Raw genomic sequence first — 20,733 nt, forward strand, 5'->3', positions numbered from 1 at the left:
ACGTGATTGATAAATCCGCCTTTATTCATCCTACCGCTATTGTGGAAACCGGTGCCATCATTGGCGCTAACGTCCACATTGGCCCGTTTTGTATTGTTGGACCCCATGTCGAAATTGGTGAGGGTACAGTACTGAAATCTCACGTTGTCGTGAATGGTCACACGACCATTGGCTGCAATAACGAGATCTATCAGTTCGCTTCCATCGGCGAAGTTAACCAGGATCTGAAATATGCTGGTGAGTCGACCCGTCTGGAAATTGGCGATCGTAACCGTATTCGCGAAAGCGTCACTATTCATCGTGGAACAGTACAGGGTGGTGGGTTGACGAAGGTGGGCAGCGATAACCTGTTTATGGTTAATGCGCACATCGCGCACGACTGTACCGTGGGTGACCGCTGTATTCTTGCCAACAACGCAACGCTGGCAGGACACGTATCGGTTGATGACTTCGCAATTATTGGCGGCATGACCGCAGTCCATCAGTTCTGCATCATTGGTGCGCACGTGATGGTTGGCGGATGCTCCGGTGTGGCGCAGGACGTCCCACCGTATGTGATTGCGCAGGGCAACCATGCCACGCCGTTTGGCGTGAACATCGAAGGCCTCAAGCGTCGTGGTTTTAGTCGCGAAGCGATTACTGCCATCCGCAACGCGTACAAACTGCTGTACCGTAGCGGTAAAACGCTGGAAGAGGCGAAGCCGGAAATTGCCGAGCTGGCGAATAAGCACCCGGAAGTGAACGCGTTCATGGAATTCTTTGACCGTTCAACAAGGGGTCTGATTCGTTAATGGTCGACAGTCGTCCGCTTACGATAGCCCTGGTCGCCGGAGAAACCTCCGGCGATATTCTTGGTGCCGGTCTCATCCGCGCGCTTAAGGCGCGTGTACCCAATGCTCGCTTTGTCGGCGTTGCTGGCCCGCTGATGCAGGCCGAAGGCTGTGAAGCCTGGTATGAAATGGAAGAACTCGCCGTGATGGGCATCGTTGAGGTGCTGGGACGGCTACGCCGTTTGCTGCACATCCGCGCCGATCTCACCCGCCGTTTTACCGAACTCAAACCCGATGTGTTTGTCGGTATTGATGCACCTGATTTCAACATTACCCTCGAAGGGAATCTGAAAAAGCAGGGTATCAAAACGATTCACTACGTCAGTCCGTCCGTCTGGGCGTGGCGACAGAAACGCGTTTTCAAAATCGGACGGTCCACCAACCTGGTGCTGGCTTTCCTGCCTTTCGAAAAAGCGTTTTACGACAGATTTAATGTTCCGTGCCGTTTTATCGGTCATACCATGGCGGATGCGATGCCATTGGATCCGGATAAAAACGCGGCGCGCGACGCGCTGGGCATCCCGCACGATGTGCACTGTCTGGCACTGCTACCGGGCAGCCGTGGCGCAGAAGTTGAGATGCTGAGCGCCGATTTCCTCAAAACTGCGCAAATTCTTCGCCAGACCTATCCGGATCTTGAAGTGGTTGTTCCGCTGGTAAATGCCAAACGCCGTGAGCAGTTTGAGCGCATCAAAGCGGAAGTCGCCCCGGATCTTCACGTCCGTCTTCTGGACGGGAAAGGGCGGGAAGCGATGTATGCGAGCGATGCCGCGCTGCTGGCCTCCGGCACGGCGGCGCTGGAATGCATGCTGGCGAAATGCCCGATGGTGGTCGGTTATCGCATGAAGCCGTTCACTTTCTGGCTGGCAAAACGTCTGGTTAAAACGGATTATGTCTCCCTGCCAAACCTGCTTGCCGGGCGCGAGCTGGTGAAAGAGCTGCTGCAGGATGAGTGCCAGCCGCAGGCGCTTGCCGATGCACTGCTGCCGCTGCTCGCCAACGGCAAGACCAGCCACCAGATGCACAATACCTTCCGCGAACTGCATCAACTGATCCGCTGTAATGCTGATGAGCAAGCGGCTGATGCGGTGCTGGAGTTAGCAAAATGATGGAATTTGTTTATCCTCACACTCGCCTTGTGGCGGGCGTGGACGAAGTGGGTCGTGGCCCGTTGGTCGGGGCTGTGGTGACTGCCGCGGTGATCCTCGATCCGGCTCGCCCGATTATCGGGCTGAACGACTCAAAAAAATTGTCTGAAAAACGCCGTCTGGCGCTGTTCAGTGAGATTCAGGAGAAGGCGCTGGCCTGGAGCCTGGGGCGCGCTGAACCGCATGAAATAGACGAGCTGAATATTTTGCATGCCACGATGCTGGCGATGCAGCGTGCGGTAGCAGGTCTGAAAATTTCCCCGGAATATGTCCTGATTGACGGCAACCGCTGTCCGGCATTGCCCATGCCTTCAATGGCGGTCGTCAAAGGCGATAGCCGGGTCGCAGAAATTAGCGCAGCTTCTATCATTGCTAAAGTGACGCGCGACGCCGAAATGGCCGCGCTGGACCTCACTTATCCTCAGTATGGTTTCGCCCAGCACAAGGGGTATCCCACACCTTTCCATCTGGAAAGGCTGGCTGAACATGGCGCAACCGAACACCACCGGCGCAGTTTTGGCCCGGTGAAACGCGCGCTGGGACGGGTGTCCTGAATCAATACGCAAGCAATTAAGTAACGCGGAATCTGAAGATGGCTGAACCACGTTTCGTACACCTGCGGGTGCATAGCGACTACTCCATGATCGATGGGCTGGCGAAGACCGGGCCGCTGGTAAAAAAGGCGGCCTCCCTTGGCATGCCCGCGCTGGCGATCACCGATTTTACCAACCTGTGTGGCCTGGTGAAGTTCTACGGAACGGCGCACGGTGCGGGAATGAAGCCTATCGTCGGCGCAGATTTTCATGTCCAGAGCGATCTCGTCGGCGATGAAATGACGCAAATCTCCGTGCTGGCGATGAACAACACGGGCTATCAAAACCTCACTCTGCTTATCTCAAAAGCCTATCAGCGCGGATATGGTGCGCTGGGCCCGTGGATCGACAGGGACTGGCTGGCTGAGCTGAACGAAGGGCTGCTGCTGATCTCTGGCGGCCGTATGGGCGATGTCGGTAAATGCCTGCTGCGCGGCAATAGCGCGCTGGTGGATCAATGCGTCTCGTTCTATGAAGAGTATTTCCCGGATCGGTATTATCTGGAGTTGATCCGCACCGGTCGCCAGGACGAAGAGAGCTATCTCCATGCGGCGGTCGCACTTGCGGAAGAACGCGGTCTGCCCGTCGTCGCGACAAACGATGTGCGGTTCCTCGAGCCGGGAGATTTTGACGCTCACGAAATTCGCGTGGCGATCCACGATGGCTTCACGCTGGACGATCCCAAACGGCCGCGTAATTACTCCGCTCAACAGTACATGCGCAGCGAGGAGGAGATGTGTGAACTCTTCTCCGATATTCCCGAAGCGCTGGAAAACAGCGTAGAGATCGCCAGGCGCTGTAACGTTACCGTCCGCCTCGGCGAATACTTCCTGCCGCAGTTCCCGACGGGTGACATGACCACGGAAGATTTCCTGGTCGTGAAATCAAAGGAAGGTCTGGAAGAGCGTCTGGAATTCCTGTTCCCGGATGAGGCCGTTCGCAAAGAGAAGCGGCCGCCGTACGATGAGCGCCTGGATATTGAACTCCAGGTCATCAACCAGATGGGCTTCCCGGGCTACTTCCTGATCGTAATGGAGTTTATCCAGTGGTCGAAGGATAACGGCGTACCTGTCGGACCGGGTCGTGGCTCCGGAGCCGGATCGCTTGTGGCCTATGCGCTTAAAATTACCGACCTCGATCCGCTGGAATTCGACCTGCTGTTCGAACGTTTCCTTAACCCGGAACGTGTTTCCATGCCCGACTTTGACGTCGACTTCTGCATGGAGAAACGCGACCAGGTGATCGAGCACGTTGCCGATATGTACGGCCGTGATGCGGTATCGCAGATTATTACGTTCGGTACGATGGCGGCGAAGGCGGTTATTCGTGACGTCGGCCGCGTGCTGGGCCACCCGTACGGGTTTGTCGATCGTATTTCGAAGCTGGTGCCGCCCGATCCGGGCATGACGCTGGCAAAAGCGTTTGAAGCCGAACCTCAGCTGCCGGAAATCTACGAAGCTGACGAAGAAGTGAAAGCGCTGATCGACATGGCGCGCAAGCTGGAAGGCGTCACGCGTAACGCCGGCAAGCATGCGGGGGGCGTGGTTATCGCCCCGACCAAAATTACCGACTTCGCGCCGCTCTACTGCGATGAAGCGGGTGAGCATCCGGTTACTCAGTTTGATAAGAACGACGTAGAATACGCCGGGCTGGTGAAGTTTGACTTCCTCGGCCTGCGTACGCTGACGATCATCGACTGGGCGCTGAAGATGATCAACCCGCGCCGGGAAAAGCAGGGCCTTGAGCCGATAGACATTGCCGCCATCCCGCTGGATGACAAGAAAAGTTTCGACATGCTGCAGCGCTCGGAGACGACGGCCGTCTTCCAGCTTGAATCCCGCGGCATGAAAGATCTGATTAAACGCCTGCAGCCCGACTGCTTCGAAGATATGATCGCACTGGTCGCCCTGTTCCGTCCGGGCCCACTGCAGTCAGGGATGGTAGATAACTTTATCGACCGTAAGCACGGTCGCGAAGAGATTTCTTACCCGGACGTTCAGTGGCAGCATGAAAGCCTGAAGCCGGTGCTGGAGCCAACCTACGGCATTATCCTGTATCAGGAACAGGTCATGCAGATTGCTCAGGTGCTTTCCGGCTATACGCTCGGCGGCGCGGACATGCTGCGTCGTGCGATGGGTAAGAAAAAGCCGGAAGAGATGGCCAAGCAGCGCTCCATCTTTGAAGACGGGGCGAAGAAAAACGGCGTTGACGGCGAGCTGGCGATGAAAATCTTCGACCTGGTGGAGAAATTCGCCGGGTACGGATTTAACAAATCCCACTCCGCCGCCTATGCTTTGGTGTCGTATCAAACGCTGTGGCTGAAAGCGCACTATCCTGCTGAATTTATGGCGGCGGTAATGACGGCCGATATGGATAACACCGAGAAGGTGGTTGGCCTGGTGGATGAGTGCTGGCGCATGGGGCTTAAGATCCTGCCGCCGGATATTAACTCAGGGCTCTACCACTTCCACGTCAACGACGATGGAGAGATCGTTTACGGGATCGGCGCGATCAAAGGCGTGGGCGAAGGTCCTATCGAGGCGATCATCGAAGCGCGTAACAACGGCGGGTATTTCCGCGAGCTTTTCGATCTTTGCGCCCGTACCGATACCAAAAAACTGAACCGTCGCGTGCTGGAAAAACTGATCATGTCCGGCGCGTTTGACAGGCTGGGGCCGCACCGCGCCGCGCTGATGAATTCCCTCGGCGACGCCCTGAAAGCGGCGGATCAGCACGCAAAAGCGGAAGCCATTGGTCAGGCGGATATGTTCGGGGTGCTAGCGGAAGAGCCAGAGCAGATCGAGCAATCTTATTCCAACTGCCAGCCGTGGCCAGAACAGGTGGTACTGGATGGGGAGCGTGAGACGTTAGGCTTGTACCTGACGGGGCACCCGATCAACCAGTACATCAAAGAAATTGAGCGCTATGTCGGCGGCCACAGGCTTAAAGACATGCATCCGACAGAACGTGGTAAAATCACCACGGCTGCGGGGCTCGTGATTGCCGCAAGGGTTATGGTCACCAAGCGCGGCAATCGTATCGGCATCTGTACGTTGGATGACCGTTCCGGGCGTCTGGAGGTGATGTTGTTCACCGACGCGCTGGATAAATACCAGCAATTGCTGGAAAAAGACCGCATACTTATCGTCAGCGGACAGGTCAGCTTTGATGACTTCAGTGGGGGGCTTAAAATGACCGCCCGCGAAGTGATGGACATTGACGAAGCCCGGGAAAAATATGCTCGCGGGCTTGCTATCTCGCTGACGGACAGGCAAATTGATGACCAGCTTTTAAACCGACTCCGTCAGTCTCTGGAACCCCACCGCTCGGGGACAATTCCAGTACATCTCTACTATCAGAGGGCGGATGCACGTGCGCGGTTGCGCTTTGGTGCAACGTGGCGTGTCTCTCCGAGCGATCGTTTACTGAACGATCTCCGTGGCCTCATTGGTTCGGAGCAGGTGGAACTGGAGTTTGACTAATACAGGAATACTATGAGTCTGAATTTCCTTGATTTCGAACAGCCGATTGCTGAGCTGGAAGCGAAAATCGATTCTCTGACAGCGGTAAGCCGTCAGGATGAAAAACTGGATATTAACATCGACGAAGAAGTGCATCGTCTGCGCGAGAAAAGCGTAGAGCTGACGCGCAAAATCTTTGCCGATCTCGGCGCATGGCAGGTGGCCCAGCTGGCTCGCCATCCACAGCGTCCGTACACCCTGGATTATGTCCGCCTGGCGTTTGACGAATTTGACGAACTGGCAGGCGATCGCGCATACGCTGACGATAAAGCTATCGTTGGTGGTATCGCGCGTCTGGACGGACGCCCGGTGATGATCATTGGTCATCAGAAAGGTCGTGAAACCAAAGAGAAAATCCGTCGTAACTTCGGTATGCCAGCACCAGAAGGCTACCGTAAAGCCCTGCGTCTGATGGAGATGGCTGAGCGTTTCAACATGCCAATCATCACCTTCATCGATACCCCGGGTGCATACCCTGGCGTGGGCGCGGAAGAGCGCGGTCAGTCTGAAGCCATCGCGCGCAACCTGCGCGAGATGTCTCGTCTGAAGGTGCCGGTCATCTGTACCGTTATCGGTGAGGGTGGTTCCGGCGGTGCGCTGGCGATTGGCGTGGGCGATAAAGTGAATATGCTGCAGTACAGCACCTATTCCGTTATCTCCCCGGAAGGCTGTGCGTCCATTCTGTGGAAAAGCGCCGACAAAGCGCCGCTGGCTGCAGAAGCAATGGGCATCATTGCGCCACGCCTGAAAGAGCTGAAGCTGATCGATTCCATCATTCCGGAACCGCTGGGTGGTGCGCATCGTAAGCCGGAAGTAATGGCGGCTTCTCTGAAAGCGCAGCTGCTGGCTGACCTGGCGGATCTGGACGTGCTGAGCAAAGACGATCTGCTCAACCGCCGCTACCAGCGTCTGATGACCTACGGTTACGCGTAAGCTTCACAATTATCTGAAAAGCCGCACAATGTTGCGGCTTTTTTTATACCTGCGGTTTAGCCGGACTATGCTTAGCTAATGTTTTTTAAGGAGGAAGCCCATGAATATCATTGCCATTATGGGGCCACACGGCGTCTTTTATAAAGATGAGCCGATTAAGGAGCTGGAGCAATCCCTGCAGTCGCGCGGGTATCAGCTAATCTGGCCGCACAACAGCGCCGATCTGCTGAAGTTCATCGAGCATAACCCGCGTATCTGCGGCGTGATCTTCGACTGGGACGAATACGATCTCGAACTGTGCAGCGACATCAACAAGCTGAACGAATACCTCCCGCTGTACGCGTTTATCAATACCCACTCAACCATGGACGTCAGCGCCAATGATATGCGTATGGCGCTGTGGTTCTTTGAATATTCCCTCGGCGTTGCGGAAGATATTGCGACCCGCATTCAGCAATACACGAATGAATATCTCGATAACATTACTCCCCCCTTTACCCGTGCGCTTTTCACCTACGTGAAAGAGGGGAAATACACCTTCTGTACGCCAGGGCATATGGCAGGGACGGCCTATCAAAAAAGCCCGGTGGGCTGCCTGTTCTATGATTTCTTCGGTGGCAACACGCTAAAAGCGGACGTGTCGATTTCAGTCACCGAACTAGGCTCCCTGCTGGATCACACCGGCCCGCATCTTGAAGCCGAAGAGTATATCGCCCGCACCTTTGGCGCCGAGCAGAGCTATATGGTGACCAACGGCACGTCGACCTCGAACAAAATTGTCGGGATGTACGCTGCACCTGCTGGCAGCACCTTGCTGATTGACCGTAACTGCCATAAATCGCTGGCACACCTGCTGATGATGAGCGACGTCGTACCGCTCTGGCTGTCGCCCACGCGTAACGCGCTCGGTATTCTTGGCGGCATTCCGCGCCGTGAGTTCACCCATGACGCCATTGAACGTAAGGTTGCGGCAATTCCTGGCGCAAGCTGGCCTGTCCATGCGGTGATCACTAACTCTACCTACGACGGTCTGCTGTACAACACGAACTGGATCAAACAGACGCTGGATGTGCCGTCGATCCACTTCGATTCCGCATGGGTGCCGTACACTAATTTCCATCCGATTTACGCCGGCAAAAGCGGCATGAGCGGTGAACGCGTGCCGGGGAAAGTGTTCTTCGAAACGCAGTCGACGCATAAAATGCTGGCGGCGTTTTCCCAGGCTTCGCTTATTCACATCAAAGGCGAGTACGACGAAGACACGTTCAACGAAGCCTTTATGATGCACACCACCACCTCGCCGAGCTACCCGCTGGTGGCCTCTATTGAAACGGCCGCGGCGATGCTGCGCGGCAATCCCGGTAAGCGTCTCATCAATCGTTCGGTGGAACGCGCGCTGCATTTCCGCAAAGAGGTTCAGCGGCTTAAAGATGAAGCCGACGGCTGGTTCTTTGATATCTGGCAGCCGGAAGAGATTGATGAAGCCGAATGCTGGCCCGTCTCGCCCGGCGAAGACTGGCATGGCTTCCGGGATGCCGATAGCGACCATATGTTCCTCGACCCGGTAAAAGTGACGATCCTGACGCCGGGCATGGATGAGCAGGGCAAGATGAGCGATGAAGGTATTCCGGCCGCGCTGGTCGCGAAATTCCTTGATGAACGTGGCGTGGTGGTGGAGAAAACCGGCCCCTATAACCTGCTGTTCCTTTTCAGCATCGGGATCGACAAAACCCGCGCGATGGGGTTGTTGCGCGGCCTGATGGAGTTTAAGCGCGCCTACGATCTCAACCTGCGGGTGAAGAACATGCTGCCGGATCTCTACGCGGAGGATCCTGACTTCTATCGAAATATGCGCATTCAGGATCTGGCCCAGGGGATCCACAGGCTGATCCGTCAGCACGATCTGCCGCGTCTGATGCTTCAGGCGTTCGATGTCTTACCGGAGATGAAGTTTACCCCGCACAAGGCATGGCAGCGCCAGGTGAAAGGGGAGGTCGAAACCGTCGAGCTGGAAAACCTGGTCGGCCGCGTATCGGCTAACATGATCCTGCCTTACCCGCCGGGCGTTCCGCTCCTGATGCCGGGAGAGATGATTACCGAAGAGAGTCGGGCGGTGCTTGATTTCCTGCTGATGCTCTGTTCGGTAGGGCGGCACTATCCCGGTTTTGAGACGGATATCCACGGTGCGAAGCGCGACGAGAGCGGCGTTTACTGGGTGCGAGTCCTAAAATAAGGGTGACCGCTTGCCAGGCGCGGGTTTTCGGTTGTAACGTTCAGGCATCATAAAAAGGAGAAGCTATGCTGGGTTTAAAAGCTGTTCATCATATTGCGATCATTGCGACCGATTACGCGAAAAGTAAGGCCTTCTACTGCGACATCCTGGGCTTTACGCTCATGAGCGAGGCCTACCGCGAGGAGCGCGACTCCTGGAAGGGCGATCTGGCGTTAAACGGGCAATATGTGATTGAGCTGTTCTCTTTTCCTTTTCCGCCTGCGCGTCCCTCCCGCCCGGAAGCCTGCGGCCTGCGTCATCTTGCCTTCAGCGTCGATGACCTGGATAGCGCAGTTAAGCATCTGGAAGCGCACGGCGTGACGTGCGAAGCGATACGCGTCGATCCGTTCACCGACAAGCGCTTTACCTTTTTCAACGATCCGGACGGCCTGCCGCTGGAGCTTTATCAGCAGTAATGGTTGTCCTGTGTGATAATGCCCGCTCAGTTCGGGCATTTTTTATGTGTAATCTCCTATGACCTCACCCGCTATCGCACAAGCCGTTTCACCGTACCGCCAGCTGCTGGTGGGGTTTAGCGGTGGCCTGGATTCTACCGTGTTGCTGCATCGCCTTAAGCTTTGGCGCGATCGGGAACCTGACGTCCAGCTTCGGGCTATGCATATTCACCACGGATTAAGTCCTCACGCAGAGGCGTGGGTGGTGCACTGTGAAGCCTTGTGTGCGGCCTGGGCGATCCCGCTCATCGTTGAGCGCGTCACGCTTGCGGAGGAGGGGCTGGGCATCGAAGCGCAGGCGCGGAAAGCCCGCTATGCCGCATTTGCCGGGGCATTACGTCCTGGAGAAGCGCTGGTCACGGCCCAGCATCTGGACGATCAGTGTGAAACCTTTCTGCTGGCCCTTAAGCGGGGCAGCGGCCCGGCGGGACTTTCTGCCATGCCGACGCGTTCTGAATTTGCCGGCACAACGCTACTGCGTCCGCTGCTTGGCGAGACGCGTGCCTCGCTGGAAGCCTGGGCGCGAGAACAACAGCTGAACTGGATCGAAGATGAGAGTAACCAGGATGACGGCTATGACCGTAACTTCCTGCGTCTGCGCGTCCTCCCGCTTTTAGGCGAGCGCTGGCCGCATTTCGCCGACGCGACGGCAAGAAGCGCCATGCTGTGCGCCGAACAGGAATCGTTGCTGGATGAACTGTTGAGCGACGAGCTGGCTGCACTCATTTCTGCCGACGGGGCGTTGGCGATCGCACCGATGAAAGCGATGAGCCCGGTACGTCGCGCCGCGCTGTTACGGCGCTGGCTGGCCTTTCATCGCGCCGCGATGCCGTCGAGGACAATGCTGAGCCGTATCTGGGACGAAGTCGCACTGGCGCGGGATGATGCTTCTCCGTGCGTCCACCTGAACGGTTTTGAGGTTAGACGTTATAAAGGGGAGCTCTGGTGGATAAAATCCATGCCCTCGCTGACCGATGTGGTGCTCGACTGGCTTTCTCCTGACGCGCCCCTGATATTGCCCTGTGAGGCAGGACGCGTTTCTCTTCTGTCGTCTGGTCATGTGCGGCTGCCGAAGCCCGGTGAACCGGTCACCGTGCGCTTTAAGGCTGGCGGCCTGCTGCATATCGTCGGGCGCAACGGGGGACGAAAGCTGAAGAAAATATGGCAGGAGTGCAACGTGCCGCCGTGGCTGCGCGACACCACGCCGCTACTGTTCTACGGTGAAACGCTGATCGCTGCGGCAGGGGTGTTCATTACGGAAGAGGGGTGGTCAGAAGAGGGTGTCCGTTTTGAGTGGCAGAAAGCGTAACGGGCAGCCAGGCTGCCCGTTAGTGTCATCAGGATTCGCTCACCACGACGGTGCCGATTTGCGGGTGGCTGAAGCTGGCTATTTTGTCCAGACGCAGCTCACGCGTCGCCCCGGCGTCTTCCACTATCAGGTATTCCACATTCTTTCGTGAAACCAGATCGCTGGCTTTCGCCTTCAACACTTCGCCATCTTTTAGCTCCAGCGTCAGTAATAAATGATGCTGGCAGGCGAGTTCGAGGTTGTCATAGTCATCACAATTGATGGGTTGATAAGTATCATTCATCGACATAATCGCTCACCAGTAAATTCGCCGCAGCATACGCTGCTTTTTCCCTGACCGACTCTGAAAGGCTCTCATCAGAGGCCACTTCATTAAGCACCTTCAATACACAGCCCAACGCGTCCGGGACATACCCCAGATCTCCGCTGGCGATTTCCGCATACCGTTTGCGAATTAACTCACAATAATTATTCACATCCCCTCCCGCCAGCGCACTGACTTACTGTGAGATATCATTAAGCCTACGAAGATAAACTCGGTTTAGCAAGGTGACTATACCATACTCATTTAAGCAATATCAGGGCCTTGATAGCGGTGTATTTAACACCCTGTAACAGCCTTTTGCCGCGGTTTTCGCTACAATGTGCGCCTGATTCGAATGGAGTTCTCTCATGGCGCTGAAAGCGACAATTTATAAAGCTGTGGTCAATGTGGCCGATCTGGATCGCAACCAGTTCCTCGACGCGTCGCTTACGCTGGCACGCCACCCCTCCGAAACCCAGGAGCGCATGATGCTGCGCCTGCTGGCGTGGATTAAGTATGCCGACGAGCGTCTGCAGTTTTCCCGTGGGTTAAGCGCAGAAGACGAGCCTGAAGCCTGGCTGCGCAACGATCATCTGGGTATCGATTTGTGGATCGAACTCGGCCTACCTGACGAGCGCAGAATTAAGAAGGCCTGCACCCAGTCCGCTGAAGTGGCCTTATTCGCATATAATCAGCGCGCTGCGGAGATCTGGTGGCAGCAAAACAAGAGCAAGTGCGGACAGTTTAAAAATCTCACGGTCTGGTATCTGGATGATGAGCAGCTGGCGCAGTTGAGCGAATTTGCCAGCCGGACCATGGTTTTGCAGGCGACGATTCAGGATGGCGCCATCTGGCTCTCTGATTCTCAGAATAATCTGGAAATTCATTTAACGGCGTGGCAACCCGCGTCATGATCGTCTTGTCCCGAAACGTCAGCATCCCTGACAGCGAGCTCGAGATCACCGCCATCCGTGCGCAGGGAGCAGGCGGGCAGCACGTCAACAAGGCGTCGACGGCTATCCATTTGCGTTTTGACATTCGGGCCTCAAGCCTGCCAGAGTATTATAAAGAAAGCCTGCTTGCCGCCAGCCATCACCTGATCACCAGCGATGGCGTGATTGTGATCAAAGCCCAGGAGTACCGCAGCCAGGAGCTCAACCGGGAAGCGGCGATAGCCAGGCTGGTGGCGGTCATCAAAGAGCTAACGGCAGTACAAAAAAGCCGCCGGGCAACGCGGCCGACTCGCGCATCGAAAGAGCGTCGGTTGTCCTCGAAGGCCCAAAAATCCACAGTGAAAGCACTACGCGGTAAAGTTCGTCGCCCCACAGAGTGACGAAAGGGAACACACTTTTCATAAGGAATTCATTGTGAAAAAAGCATTATGGTCAGCGCTGGCAGTGAGTACGCTGTTTGCGCTTTTTGGGTGTAACAACCGCTCCGAAACGCAGGTTTTACAACCCACGCAAACGGAAGAATTAAAACCGATGCAGCAAAGCTGGCGCGGCGTATTGCCTTGCGCGGACTGCGAAGGCATTGAAACGTCTCTGTTCCTGCAAAAAGACGGCACCTGGGTGATGAACCAGCGCTATCAGGGCGCAAAAGCGCCTTCTTCTTTTGCAACTTATGGAACATGGGCGCGTACGGCCGAGAAGCTGGTCCTGACGGACACCACCGGTGAGAAAACCTTTTTCCGCGCCAAAGGTGAGGGAATGGAGATGCTTGACCGCGAAGGCAACCCAATTGAATCCCAGCTCAACTACACGCTTGCGCCGGTAAAAGCGGCTCTGCCTGCCACGCCGATGGCGATGAGGGGAATGTACTTCTATATGGCGGATGCGGCGATCTTTACCGACTGCGCAACCGGCAGGAAGGTTAGCGTGGCAAACAATGCGCAGCTTGAACGTGATTACGCAGTGGCACGCGGTAATGACAGCAAGCCGGTACTGCTGACGGTTGACGGTCACTTTACGCTGGAGCCAAACCCGGATAGCGGGGAGATGGTGAAAACGCTGGTGGCAGATAAAGACGCGAAGTTTGTTGCGGGTAAAGACTGTAACAGTAAATAAGCTGACGCTGAGCCATTAAAAAACCCCGCCTGAGCGGGGTTTTTTGTTTAGCCTTTGATGGCTTTCACCAGGTAATCAAGAATGTCGCCGGTCTTGATCATCTGTTTCTCGCCGCTGCGACGGTATTTGTATTCAATCTCATCGCTGTCGAGGTTACGGTCGCCGATGACGACGGTGTGCGGGATACCGATCAGTTCCATATCGGCAAACATCACGCCCGGACGCTCTTTACGGTCATCCATCAGCACTTCGATACCCTGAGCGCGCAGCTCGGCATACAGCTTCTCGGCCAGCTCCTGCACGCGGTAAGACTTGTGCATGTTCATTGGCAGGATAGCCACCTGGAACGGCGCAATATTGTCCGGCCAGACGATGCCGCGTTCGTCGTAGTTCTGCTCAATTGCCGCAGCCACCACGCGCGTCACCCCGATACCGTAGCAACCCATGGTCAGGATCTGGTTACGGCCATCTTCACCCTGAACAGCGGCGTTCAGCGCCCGAGAGTATTTATCGCCCAGCTGGAAGATGTGACCCACTTCGATGCCGCGCTTAATCATCAGGGTACCCTGACCGTCCGGGCTTGGATCGCCTGCAACCACGTTACGGATGTCAGCCACTTCCGGCGTCGCCACGTCGCGATCCCAGTTGATGCCGAAGTAGTGTTTACCGTCGATGTTCGCACCTGCAGAGAAGTCGCTCATTGCCGCAACCGTGCGGTCAATGACAACCGGCACCGGCAGATTGACTGGACCCAGTGAACCTGGACCCGCATTCATCACGGCGCGGATTTCCGCTTCCGTTGCGAAGGTCAGCGGGCTGGCTACCTGCGGCAGCTTCTCGGCTTTCACTTCGTTCAGCTCGTGATCGCCACGCACCAGCAGGGCAACCAGCGGATAAGCGCTACCTTCGGTAGATTTCACCAGCAGGGTTTTCACGGTTTTTTCGACTGGCAGATTGAACTGCTCAACCAGCTCGGCAATGGTTTTAGCGTTTGGCGTATCAACCAGCGTCATCTCTTGCGTTGCCGCCCCGCGTGGTTCTTTTGGCGCCAGCGCTTCTGCAAATTCGATATTCGCCGCGTAATCTGAAGAGTCAGAGAAGATCACATCGTCTTCACCGCTCTGCGCCAGGACCTGGAACTCATGGGAGGCGCTACCGCCGATGGAGCCGGTATCGGCCTGCACAGCACGGAAATCCAGACCCATGCGGGAGAAGATTTTGCTGTACGCCGCGTACATTGCGTCGTAAGTCTCTTGCAGTGATTCCTGAGAGGTATGGAATGAGTAAGCATCTTTCATCAGGAATTCGCGAGAGCGCATAACGCCGAAACGTGGGCGAACTTCGTCACGGAACTTGGTCTGGATCTGGAAGAAGTTCAGCGGCAGCTGTTTGTAAGAGCTCAGCTCATTACGAATTAGGTCGGTAATGACTTCTTCATGCGTTGGGCCGAGAACGAACGGACGCTCGCCGCGATCGACAAAGCGCAGCAGTTCAGGACCATATTGCTCCCAACGGCCGCTCTCCTGCCACAGGTCAGCGGGCTGAACCACAGGCATGGACACCTCGATAGCACCGGCGTTGTTCATCTCTTCACGCACGATGTTTTCGACTTTTTTCAGGACGCGCACGCCGGTCGGCAGCCAGGTATATAACCCGGAGGCCAGCTTGCGGATCATCCCGGCGCGCAGCATCAGCTGATGGCTGATCACTTCGGCGTCGGCAGGCGTCTCCTTCAGAGTGGAGAGCAGATATTGGCTAGTACGCATGTTGTTACGGTTCCATTTCGACGATTGGAACAGGCTGAAACACCAGCCTGACACAAAAAAAGTGGTTTAGTTTACCAGTGTGGCAAAGATGCCAAAAGAGAGGAGAACAAAATTACCTGGGTTCAAGGGCAAACACTTCAAAACCTGCCCCGGTGACGCGCCAGCGAACGTTGAAATCGAGCAGCCAGACGGCGTACGTTTTTCCTTCTTCCTCTTCTTTACGGTAGGCCGGACGCGGGTCCTGTGCCAGAACTTCAGTGATGAAATCCCGTAAGCGAGGATAGCGTTTCTCCAGCTGGCCGATCTGCGCGGTTATCTCTGGCGTAAAATAAACAGGCATGTCCGCCTGCGGTGCGTCCTGAGCATAACTTGCACGCGCGTCCGGGAGCGCTTCGGCGAAGGGCAAATAGGGTTTGATGTCGATTACCGGCGTGCCGTCTACCAGGTCCAGGCTACCTAACTCCAGTATCACCCGATCTTTCTGGCAGCGTATGCCTTTCAGTTCAACCAGCGACATGCCAACCGGGTTTGGGCGGAAGGTCGAGCGAGTTGCAAACACGCCCATTCTCGCATTTCCGCCAAGACGAGGAGGGCGCACGGTCGGACGCCAGCCGCCTTCCATCGTCTGGTGAAACACGAACACCACCCATAAATGGCTGAAAGCCTCGAGCCCGCGTACCGCATCGGCCTGATTGTAAGGCGCAATCAGGTGAAGCTCACCGTTTCCGCTGGTGACCAGACCGGGCTGGCGGGGGACGGCGAACTTCTCTTTATAAGGAGAGTGGATAACGCCTATCTGCTCGAACTGAAATGCACTCATTTCGCCGTGATGTTCAGCGCTGAACCGATGCAAACCGCCTGACGGTAGCAGCCCGGCGTGCCGCTGGTGACTTCGCAGCTGTGCAGCAGAACCGCGTTGGCTTTCATTTTTGCGGCATTAATCTGCATACGTTTACGCGCTGTCGGAATATTCGGTGGTGAGTCCTGATTGGTTGCCTGACAGGATTCGCCGCTCACTTCGCCCAGTTCACGGAACGGTTTACCGACGAGTTCGTCTGCTTTCGTGATAATGCGAACCGGCGCAGGGCGAACCACTTTCGGTTTTGCAGGCTCGGTTTTTGGCGGGGTTGCCGTGCTTTGAACAGGTTCAACGGGAGATCTGCTTAGCATAGAACAGCCGCTCAGCATGAGTGCTAAAAGACAGATCGGTAAAGCACGCATAATAGTTCCTCAATGGATAATCAAAACGTCAGATATTGAATCAGTTGACTGCACAAATGACAAGACGGGCATAAGCCCGTCCTGATGATATTACACTGAGGTGAGATTACCAGCCTTTAACAGCGCCGCCGTTAAACACTTTGTTGGCTTCCTTGTAAACTTCATCAGACTGATAAGCCTGAACGAATTTCTTCACGTTTTCCGCGTCCTTGTTGTCTTCGCGAGTCACGATCAGGTTAACGTACGGGGAGTCTTTATCTTCAACGAAGATACCGTCTTTAGCCGGCGTCAGGCCAATCTGGCTGGCATAAGTGGTGTTGATCACGGCCAGGGCAATCTGCGCATCGTCCAGAGAACGTGGCAGCTGCGGTGCTTCCAGTTCAACAATTTTCAGATTTTTCGGGTTCTCGGTGACATCCAGAACGGTTGGCAGCAGGCCAACACCGTCTTTCAGTTTGATCAGGCCCACTTTCTGCAGCAGCAGCAGGGAACGGCCAAGGTTGGTTGGGTCGTTAGGCACGGCAACCTGAGAGCCCGGCTGCAGCTCGTCCAGCGATTTAATTTTCTTAGAGTAACCGGCAATTGGATAGACGAAGGTGTTACCAACACCCACCAGTTTATAGCCACGATCTTTGATCTGCTGATCCAGGTATGGCTTATGCTGGAAGGCGTTAGCGTCGATATCGCCTTTGCTCAGCGCTTCGTTCGGCAGAACGTAATCGTTGAAGGTCACCAGCTCAACGTCCAGGCCATACTTCTCTTTCGCCACTTTCTGAGCAACTTCAGCAACCTGTTGTTCTGCACCCACGATAACGCCCACTTTAATGTGGTTTGGATCTTTTTCGTCCTGACCGCAACCCACCAGTGCCAGAGAGCCGATCAGCGCGCCTACTGCTGCAAAGGTCTTTAATTTAAACGCCATGTTTTATCCTTAACTCGTAGAGTTTGTGTTGTGTGTAACGTTATTTGTGAGTAACGGTCCGGACGATGCGATCGCCAGAGAACTGGATTAAATAAACCAGAACAACCAGCAATACCAGAACGGTATTCATCACGGTAGCGTTATATCCAATATAGCCGTACTGGTAACCAATCTGGCCTAAACCGCCAGCGCCAACTGCGCCACCCATTGCGGAATAACCGACCAGCGTGATGAGCGTGATGGTTGCCGCGTTCACCAGGCCTGGCAGTGCTTCCGGGAGCAGGACTTTGCGGACGATCTGCATCGGCGTTGCGCCCATCGCGCGTGAGGCTTCGATCAAACCGGTTGGGATCTCCAGCAGGGCGTTTTCCACCATACGGGCGATAAACGGCGCAGCCCCCACGGTCAGCGGAACAATGGCCGCCTGCAGACCGATAGACGTTCCGACGATCACGCGGGTAAACGGAATCATCCACACCAGCAGAATAATGAAGGGAATAGAACGGAAGATGTTCACCAGCGCAGAGAGCGTACGGTACAGTTTCGCGTTCTCAATGATTTGACCCGGACGCGTCACATACAGCAGTACGCCGACCGGCAGGCCAATCACAAAACCAAAGAAGCCAGAGACAAAGGTCATTGCCAGCGTTTCCCAAACGCCGCGAACCAGCAGCCACATCATCGGCTCAGACATAACCCAGTACCTCTACTTTTACGTGGTGTTCTTGCAGCCAGGCAATCGCGGCCTGGGTTTCTTCTTGTGTGCCGTGCATTTCTGTCAGCATGATGCCGAACTTCACGCCACCGGCGTAATCCATCTGCGCGCTGATGATGTTGTTGTTTACGTTAAAGCGACGCGCGGTTTCGGAAAGCAGGGGAGCGTCAACGGACTGACCGGTGAACTCCATGCGCAGCATCGGGACGCTGTCTGCTGCGGGTTCGGTTTTCAAACGCTCCAGATAATCTTCCGGAATATCCAGATGCAGCGTGGACTGGATGAACTGCTGTGCCAGCGGCGTCTTCGGATGCGAGAACACTTCACTTACCGTGTCCTGCTCGATCAGTTCACCGTTGCTGATGACCGCCACGCAGTCGCAGATGCGTTTCACCACATCCATCTCATGTGTAATAAGGAGGATCGTCAGGCCCAGGCGACGGTTAATGTCTTTCAGCAGTTCCAGAATCGAACGCGTGGTTGCCGGATCCAGTGCGCTGGTGGCTTCATCACACAGCAGAACCTTAGGATTGCTTGCCAGCGCGCGGGCAATGGCCACACGCTGCTTTTGCCCACCGGACAGATTTGCCGGGTAGCTATCATGCTTGTCGCCCAGACCCACGAGGTCGAGCAGTTCGGTGACGCGACGCTTCACTTCTTCTTTTGGCGTGTTATCAAGCTCAAGCGGCAGGGCAACGTTGCCGAACACGGTGCGGGAAGCCAGCAGGTTAAAGTGCTGGAAGATCATGCCAATCTGACGACGCGCTTTGGTGAGTTCTTTCTCTGAGAGGGCGGTAAGTTCCTGGCCGCCAACTTCTACGCTGCCCTGGGTTGGGCGCTCAAGCAGGTTAACACAACGAATCAGCGTGCTTTTACCTGCACCCGATGCGCCAATGACGCCATAAATTTGACCAGCAGGAACATGCAGGCTGACGTTGTTCAGCGCCTGAATGGTTCGGTTCCCCTGCTGGAACACTTTGGTGATATTGGAAAGTTTAATCATTAGATTATTTTTATCGTATGTAAGTTAGCCGTGGCATTTTCTTCTGCCAGATACGGGTGATGACCGTAAACAAAACGGATGTTAAGGCATCCAGACGTCTAAATCAATCCAACTCTGTACGATGAGCACTTTATTGCGCTGCGATTCATGAGATACTAGTCGAACATGCCTTTTTCAGGAGCAAACCGGTGGCAAAATCAGTACCCGCAATTTTTCTCGATCGTGACGGCACTATTAATGTGGATCACGGTTATGTTCATGAGATTGATGAGTTCGAGTTTATCGAGGGCGTAATAGATGCCATGCGCCAGCTGAAAGAGATGGGTTATGCGCTGGTGGTTGTGACGAACCAGTCCGGTATTGCACGCGGTAAATTCACCGAGGCGCAGTTCGAGACGCTGACGGAATGGATGGACTGGTCGTTGGCCGACCGCGGTGTGGATCTCGACGGCATCTACTATTGTCCGCACCACCCGCAGGGAACCGTTGATGCGTATCGTCAGACCTGCGACTGCCGTAAGCCGCATCCGGGGATGTTCATCTCTGCGCAGGAGTTCCTGCACATTGATATGTCTGCTTCTTATATGGTGGGCGATAAACTGGAAGATATGCAGGCAGCCGCCGCAGCGGGCGTAGGGACCAAAGTATTAGTTCGCACCGGTAAGCCAGTGACGCCAGAAGCAGAAAATGCAGCTGATTGGGTGATTAATAGTCTGGCCGATCTGCCAAAAGAGATTAAAAAGCACCAAAAATAGCCTTTTTGGCGAAAAGATGAGCGGTTGAAATAAAAATGCATTTTTCCGCTTGTCATTCCTCGGCGGCCCCCTATAATGCGCCTCCATCGACACGGCGGATGTGAATCACTTCACACAACAAGCGGTTCGGTTGAAGAGAAAAATCCTGAAATAACGGGTTGACTCTGAAAGAGGAAAGCGTAATATACGCCACCTCGCAACGGTGAGCGAAAGCCGCGTTGCACTGCTCTTTAACAATTTATCAGACAATCTGTGTGGGCACTCAAAGTGACATGGATTCTTAACGTCGCAAGACGAAAAATGAATACCAAGTCTCTGAGTGAACATACGTAATTCATTACGAAGTTTAATTCACGAGCATCAAACTTAAATTGAAGAGTTTGATCATGGCTCAGATTGAACGCTGGCGGCAGGCCTAACACATGCAAGTCGAGCGGTAGCACAGAGAGCTTGCTCTCGGGTGACGAGCGGCGGACGGGTGAGTAATGTCTGGGAAACTGCCTGATGGAGGGGGATAACTACTGGAAACGGTAGCTAATACCGCATAACGTCGCAAGACCAAAGAGGGGGACCTTCGGGCCTCTTGCCATCAGATGTGCCCAGATGGGATTAGCTAGTAGGTGGGGTAACGGCTCACCTAGGCGACGATCCCTAGCTGGTCTGAGAGGATGACCAGCCACACTGGAACTGAGACACGGTCCAGACTCCTACGGGAGGCAGCAGTGGGGAATATTGCACAATGGGCGCAAGCCTGATGCAGCCATGCCGCGTGTATGAAGAAGGCCTTCGGGTTGTAAAGTACTTTCAGCGGGGAGGAAGGCGATAAGGTTAATAACCTTGTCGATTGACGTTACCCGCAGAAGAAGCACCGGCTAACTCCGTGCCAGCAGCCGCGGTAATACGGAGGGTGCAAGCGTTAA

At 55.1% G+C, this 20,733-nt stretch carries 20 protein-coding genes and 1 rRNA gene; 13 read left to right on the top strand and 8 right to left on the bottom strand.

The window, feature by feature from the left end:
* Positions 1-2: 2 nt before the first annotated feature.
* The 8 genes from lpxA to tilS all read left to right on the top strand — a co-directional run bounded on the left by lpxA (position 3) and on the right by tilS (position 11,061).
* Complete coding sequence (gene lpxA, locus QMN93_RS09290) at positions 3-791, top strand: acyl-ACP--UDP-N-acetylglucosamine O-acyltransferase (protein ID WP_023310462.1); 789 nt, start codon at positions 3-5, stop codon at positions 789-791.
* Entirely contained in the window at positions 791-1,939 is a 1,149-nt protein-coding gene (lpxB, locus tag QMN93_RS09295) for a lipid-A-disaccharide synthase (RefSeq protein ID WP_069303681.1), read from the top strand. The genes lpxA and lpxB overlap by 1 nt, the downstream gene beginning before the upstream one ends.
* Positions 1,936-2,532, top strand: coding sequence for a ribonuclease HII (rnhB, locus tag QMN93_RS09300; RefSeq protein ID WP_024907528.1), 597 nt, complete (start codon positions 1,936-1,938; stop codon positions 2,530-2,532). Before lpxB ends, rnhB begins: the two co-directional genes overlap by 4 nt.
* Positions 2,533-2,570: 38 nt before the next feature.
* The gene (dnaE, locus tag QMN93_RS09305) at positions 2,571-6,053 is read left to right on the top strand and encodes a DNA polymerase III subunit alpha (protein ID WP_033144674.1); all 3,483 of its coding nucleotides are present in this window, start codon (positions 2,571-2,573) and stop codon (positions 6,051-6,053) included.
* A gap of 12 nt (positions 6,054-6,065) precedes the next feature.
* Positions 6,066-7,025, top strand: coding sequence for an acetyl-CoA carboxylase carboxyl transferase subunit alpha (gene accA, locus QMN93_RS09310; protein ID WP_023310466.1), 960 nt, complete (start codon positions 6,066-6,068; stop codon positions 7,023-7,025).
* Between the two features lie 100 nt (positions 7,026-7,125).
* The gene (locus tag QMN93_RS09315; RefSeq protein WP_064673256.1) at positions 7,126-9,258 is read left to right on the top strand and encodes a lysine decarboxylase LdcC; all 2,133 of its coding nucleotides are present in this window, start codon (positions 7,126-7,128) and stop codon (positions 9,256-9,258) included.
* Positions 9,259-9,323: 65 nt separating this feature from the next.
* Positions 9,324-9,713: a VOC family protein gene (locus QMN93_RS09320; protein WP_023334583.1), complete on the top strand. Its 390-nt coding sequence runs from the start codon at positions 9,324-9,326 to the stop codon at positions 9,711-9,713.
* Between the two features lie 58 nt (positions 9,714-9,771).
* Positions 9,772-11,061 carry a tRNA lysidine(34) synthetase TilS gene (gene tilS / locus QMN93_RS09325; RefSeq protein ID WP_064673257.1) on the top strand — a complete coding sequence of 430 codons (1,290 nt, stop codon included), beginning with the start codon at positions 9,772-9,774 and terminating at the stop codon, positions 11,059-11,061.
* Between the two features lie 28 nt (positions 11,062-11,089).
* Here the strand turns inward: tilS and rof are convergent, their stop codons facing one another.
* Together rof and QMN93_RS09335 are read right to left on the bottom strand one after the other, a co-directional pair.
* Positions 11,090-11,350: a Rho-binding antiterminator gene (gene rof, locus QMN93_RS09330; protein WP_008501890.1), complete on the bottom strand. Its 261-nt coding sequence runs from the start codon at positions 11,348-11,350 to the stop codon at positions 11,090-11,092.
* Positions 11,337-11,537: a YaeP family protein gene (locus QMN93_RS09335; RefSeq protein ID WP_008501889.1), complete on the bottom strand. Its 201-nt coding sequence runs from the start codon at positions 11,535-11,537 to the stop codon at positions 11,337-11,339. The genes rof and QMN93_RS09335 overlap by 14 nt, the downstream gene beginning before the upstream one ends.
* Before the next feature lie 196 nt (positions 11,538-11,733).
* Here QMN93_RS09335 and QMN93_RS09340 point away from each other — a divergent pair, with 196 nt between their 5' ends.
* The 3 genes from QMN93_RS09340 to nlpE are packed head-to-tail and all read left to right on the top strand — an operon-like array spanning position 11,734 to position 13,431.
* On the top strand, positions 11,734-12,279 hold the full coding sequence (locus QMN93_RS09340) for a YaeQ family protein (protein WP_033144678.1): 546 nt from the start codon (positions 11,734-11,736) through the stop codon (positions 12,277-12,279).
* Positions 12,276-12,698 (top strand): alternative ribosome rescue aminoacyl-tRNA hydrolase ArfB, encoded by a 423-nt coding sequence (gene arfB / locus QMN93_RS09345; protein WP_064673259.1) that lies wholly within the window; start codon positions 12,276-12,278, stop codon positions 12,696-12,698. Before QMN93_RS09340 ends, arfB begins: the two co-directional genes overlap by 4 nt.
* Positions 12,699-12,732: 34 nt before the next feature.
* On the top strand, positions 12,733-13,431 hold the full coding sequence (gene nlpE / locus QMN93_RS09350) for an envelope stress response activation lipoprotein NlpE (protein ID WP_193138854.1): 699 nt from the start codon (positions 12,733-12,735) through the stop codon (positions 13,429-13,431).
* 47 nt (positions 13,432-13,478) lie between these two features.
* Here nlpE and proS read toward each other — a convergent pair whose 3' ends face one another.
* The 6 genes from proS to metN form a co-directional block, all read right to left on the bottom strand.
* The gene (gene proS, locus QMN93_RS09355; RefSeq protein WP_047060061.1) at positions 13,479-15,197 is read right to left on the bottom strand and encodes a proline--tRNA ligase; all 1,719 of its coding nucleotides are present in this window, start codon (positions 15,195-15,197) and stop codon (positions 13,479-13,481) included.
* 112 nt (positions 15,198-15,309) lie between these two features.
* Entirely contained in the window at positions 15,310-16,017 is a 708-nt protein-coding gene (gene tsaA, locus QMN93_RS09360; RefSeq protein WP_193138855.1) for a tRNA (N6-threonylcarbamoyladenosine(37)-N6)-methyltransferase TrmO, read from the bottom strand.
* Positions 16,014-16,418, bottom strand: a complete 405-nt coding sequence (gene rcsF / locus QMN93_RS09365) for an Rcs stress response system protein RcsF (protein ID WP_008501883.1) — start codon at positions 16,416-16,418, stop codon at positions 16,014-16,016. The genes tsaA and rcsF overlap by 4 nt, the downstream gene beginning before the upstream one ends.
* Positions 16,419-16,524: 106 nt before the next feature.
* A complete protein-coding gene (gene metQ / locus QMN93_RS09370; RefSeq protein WP_193138856.1) occupies positions 16,525-17,340 on the bottom strand; it encodes a methionine ABC transporter substrate-binding lipoprotein MetQ in 816 nt (271 codons plus the stop codon).
* A gap of 40 nt (positions 17,341-17,380) precedes the next feature.
* Positions 17,381-18,034: a methionine ABC transporter permease MetI gene (locus QMN93_RS09375; RefSeq protein WP_014168730.1), complete on the bottom strand. Its 654-nt coding sequence runs from the start codon at positions 18,032-18,034 to the stop codon at positions 17,381-17,383.
* Positions 18,027-19,058, bottom strand: a complete 1,032-nt coding sequence (gene metN / locus QMN93_RS09380) for a methionine ABC transporter ATP-binding protein MetN (protein ID WP_023310475.1) — start codon at positions 19,056-19,058, stop codon at positions 18,027-18,029. The genes QMN93_RS09375 and metN overlap by 8 nt, the downstream gene beginning before the upstream one ends.
* 188 nt (positions 19,059-19,246) lie before the next feature.
* Here metN and gmhB point away from each other — a divergent pair, with 188 nt between their 5' ends.
* Entirely contained in the window at positions 19,247-19,813 is a 567-nt protein-coding gene (gmhB, locus tag QMN93_RS09385) for a D-glycero-beta-D-manno-heptose 1,7-bisphosphate 7-phosphatase (RefSeq protein WP_193138857.1), read from the top strand.
* Between the two features lie 368 nt (positions 19,814-20,181).
* Positions 20,182-20,733 (top strand): 16S ribosomal RNA (locus QMN93_RS09390); the annotation flags it as partial.

This window comes from Enterobacter sp. R-1.6.2 (assembly GCF_035064085.1).
In the GTDB taxonomy this organism is placed as follows: Bacteria; Pseudomonadota; Gammaproteobacteria; order Enterobacterales; family Enterobacteriaceae; genus Enterobacter; species Enterobacter asburiae_B.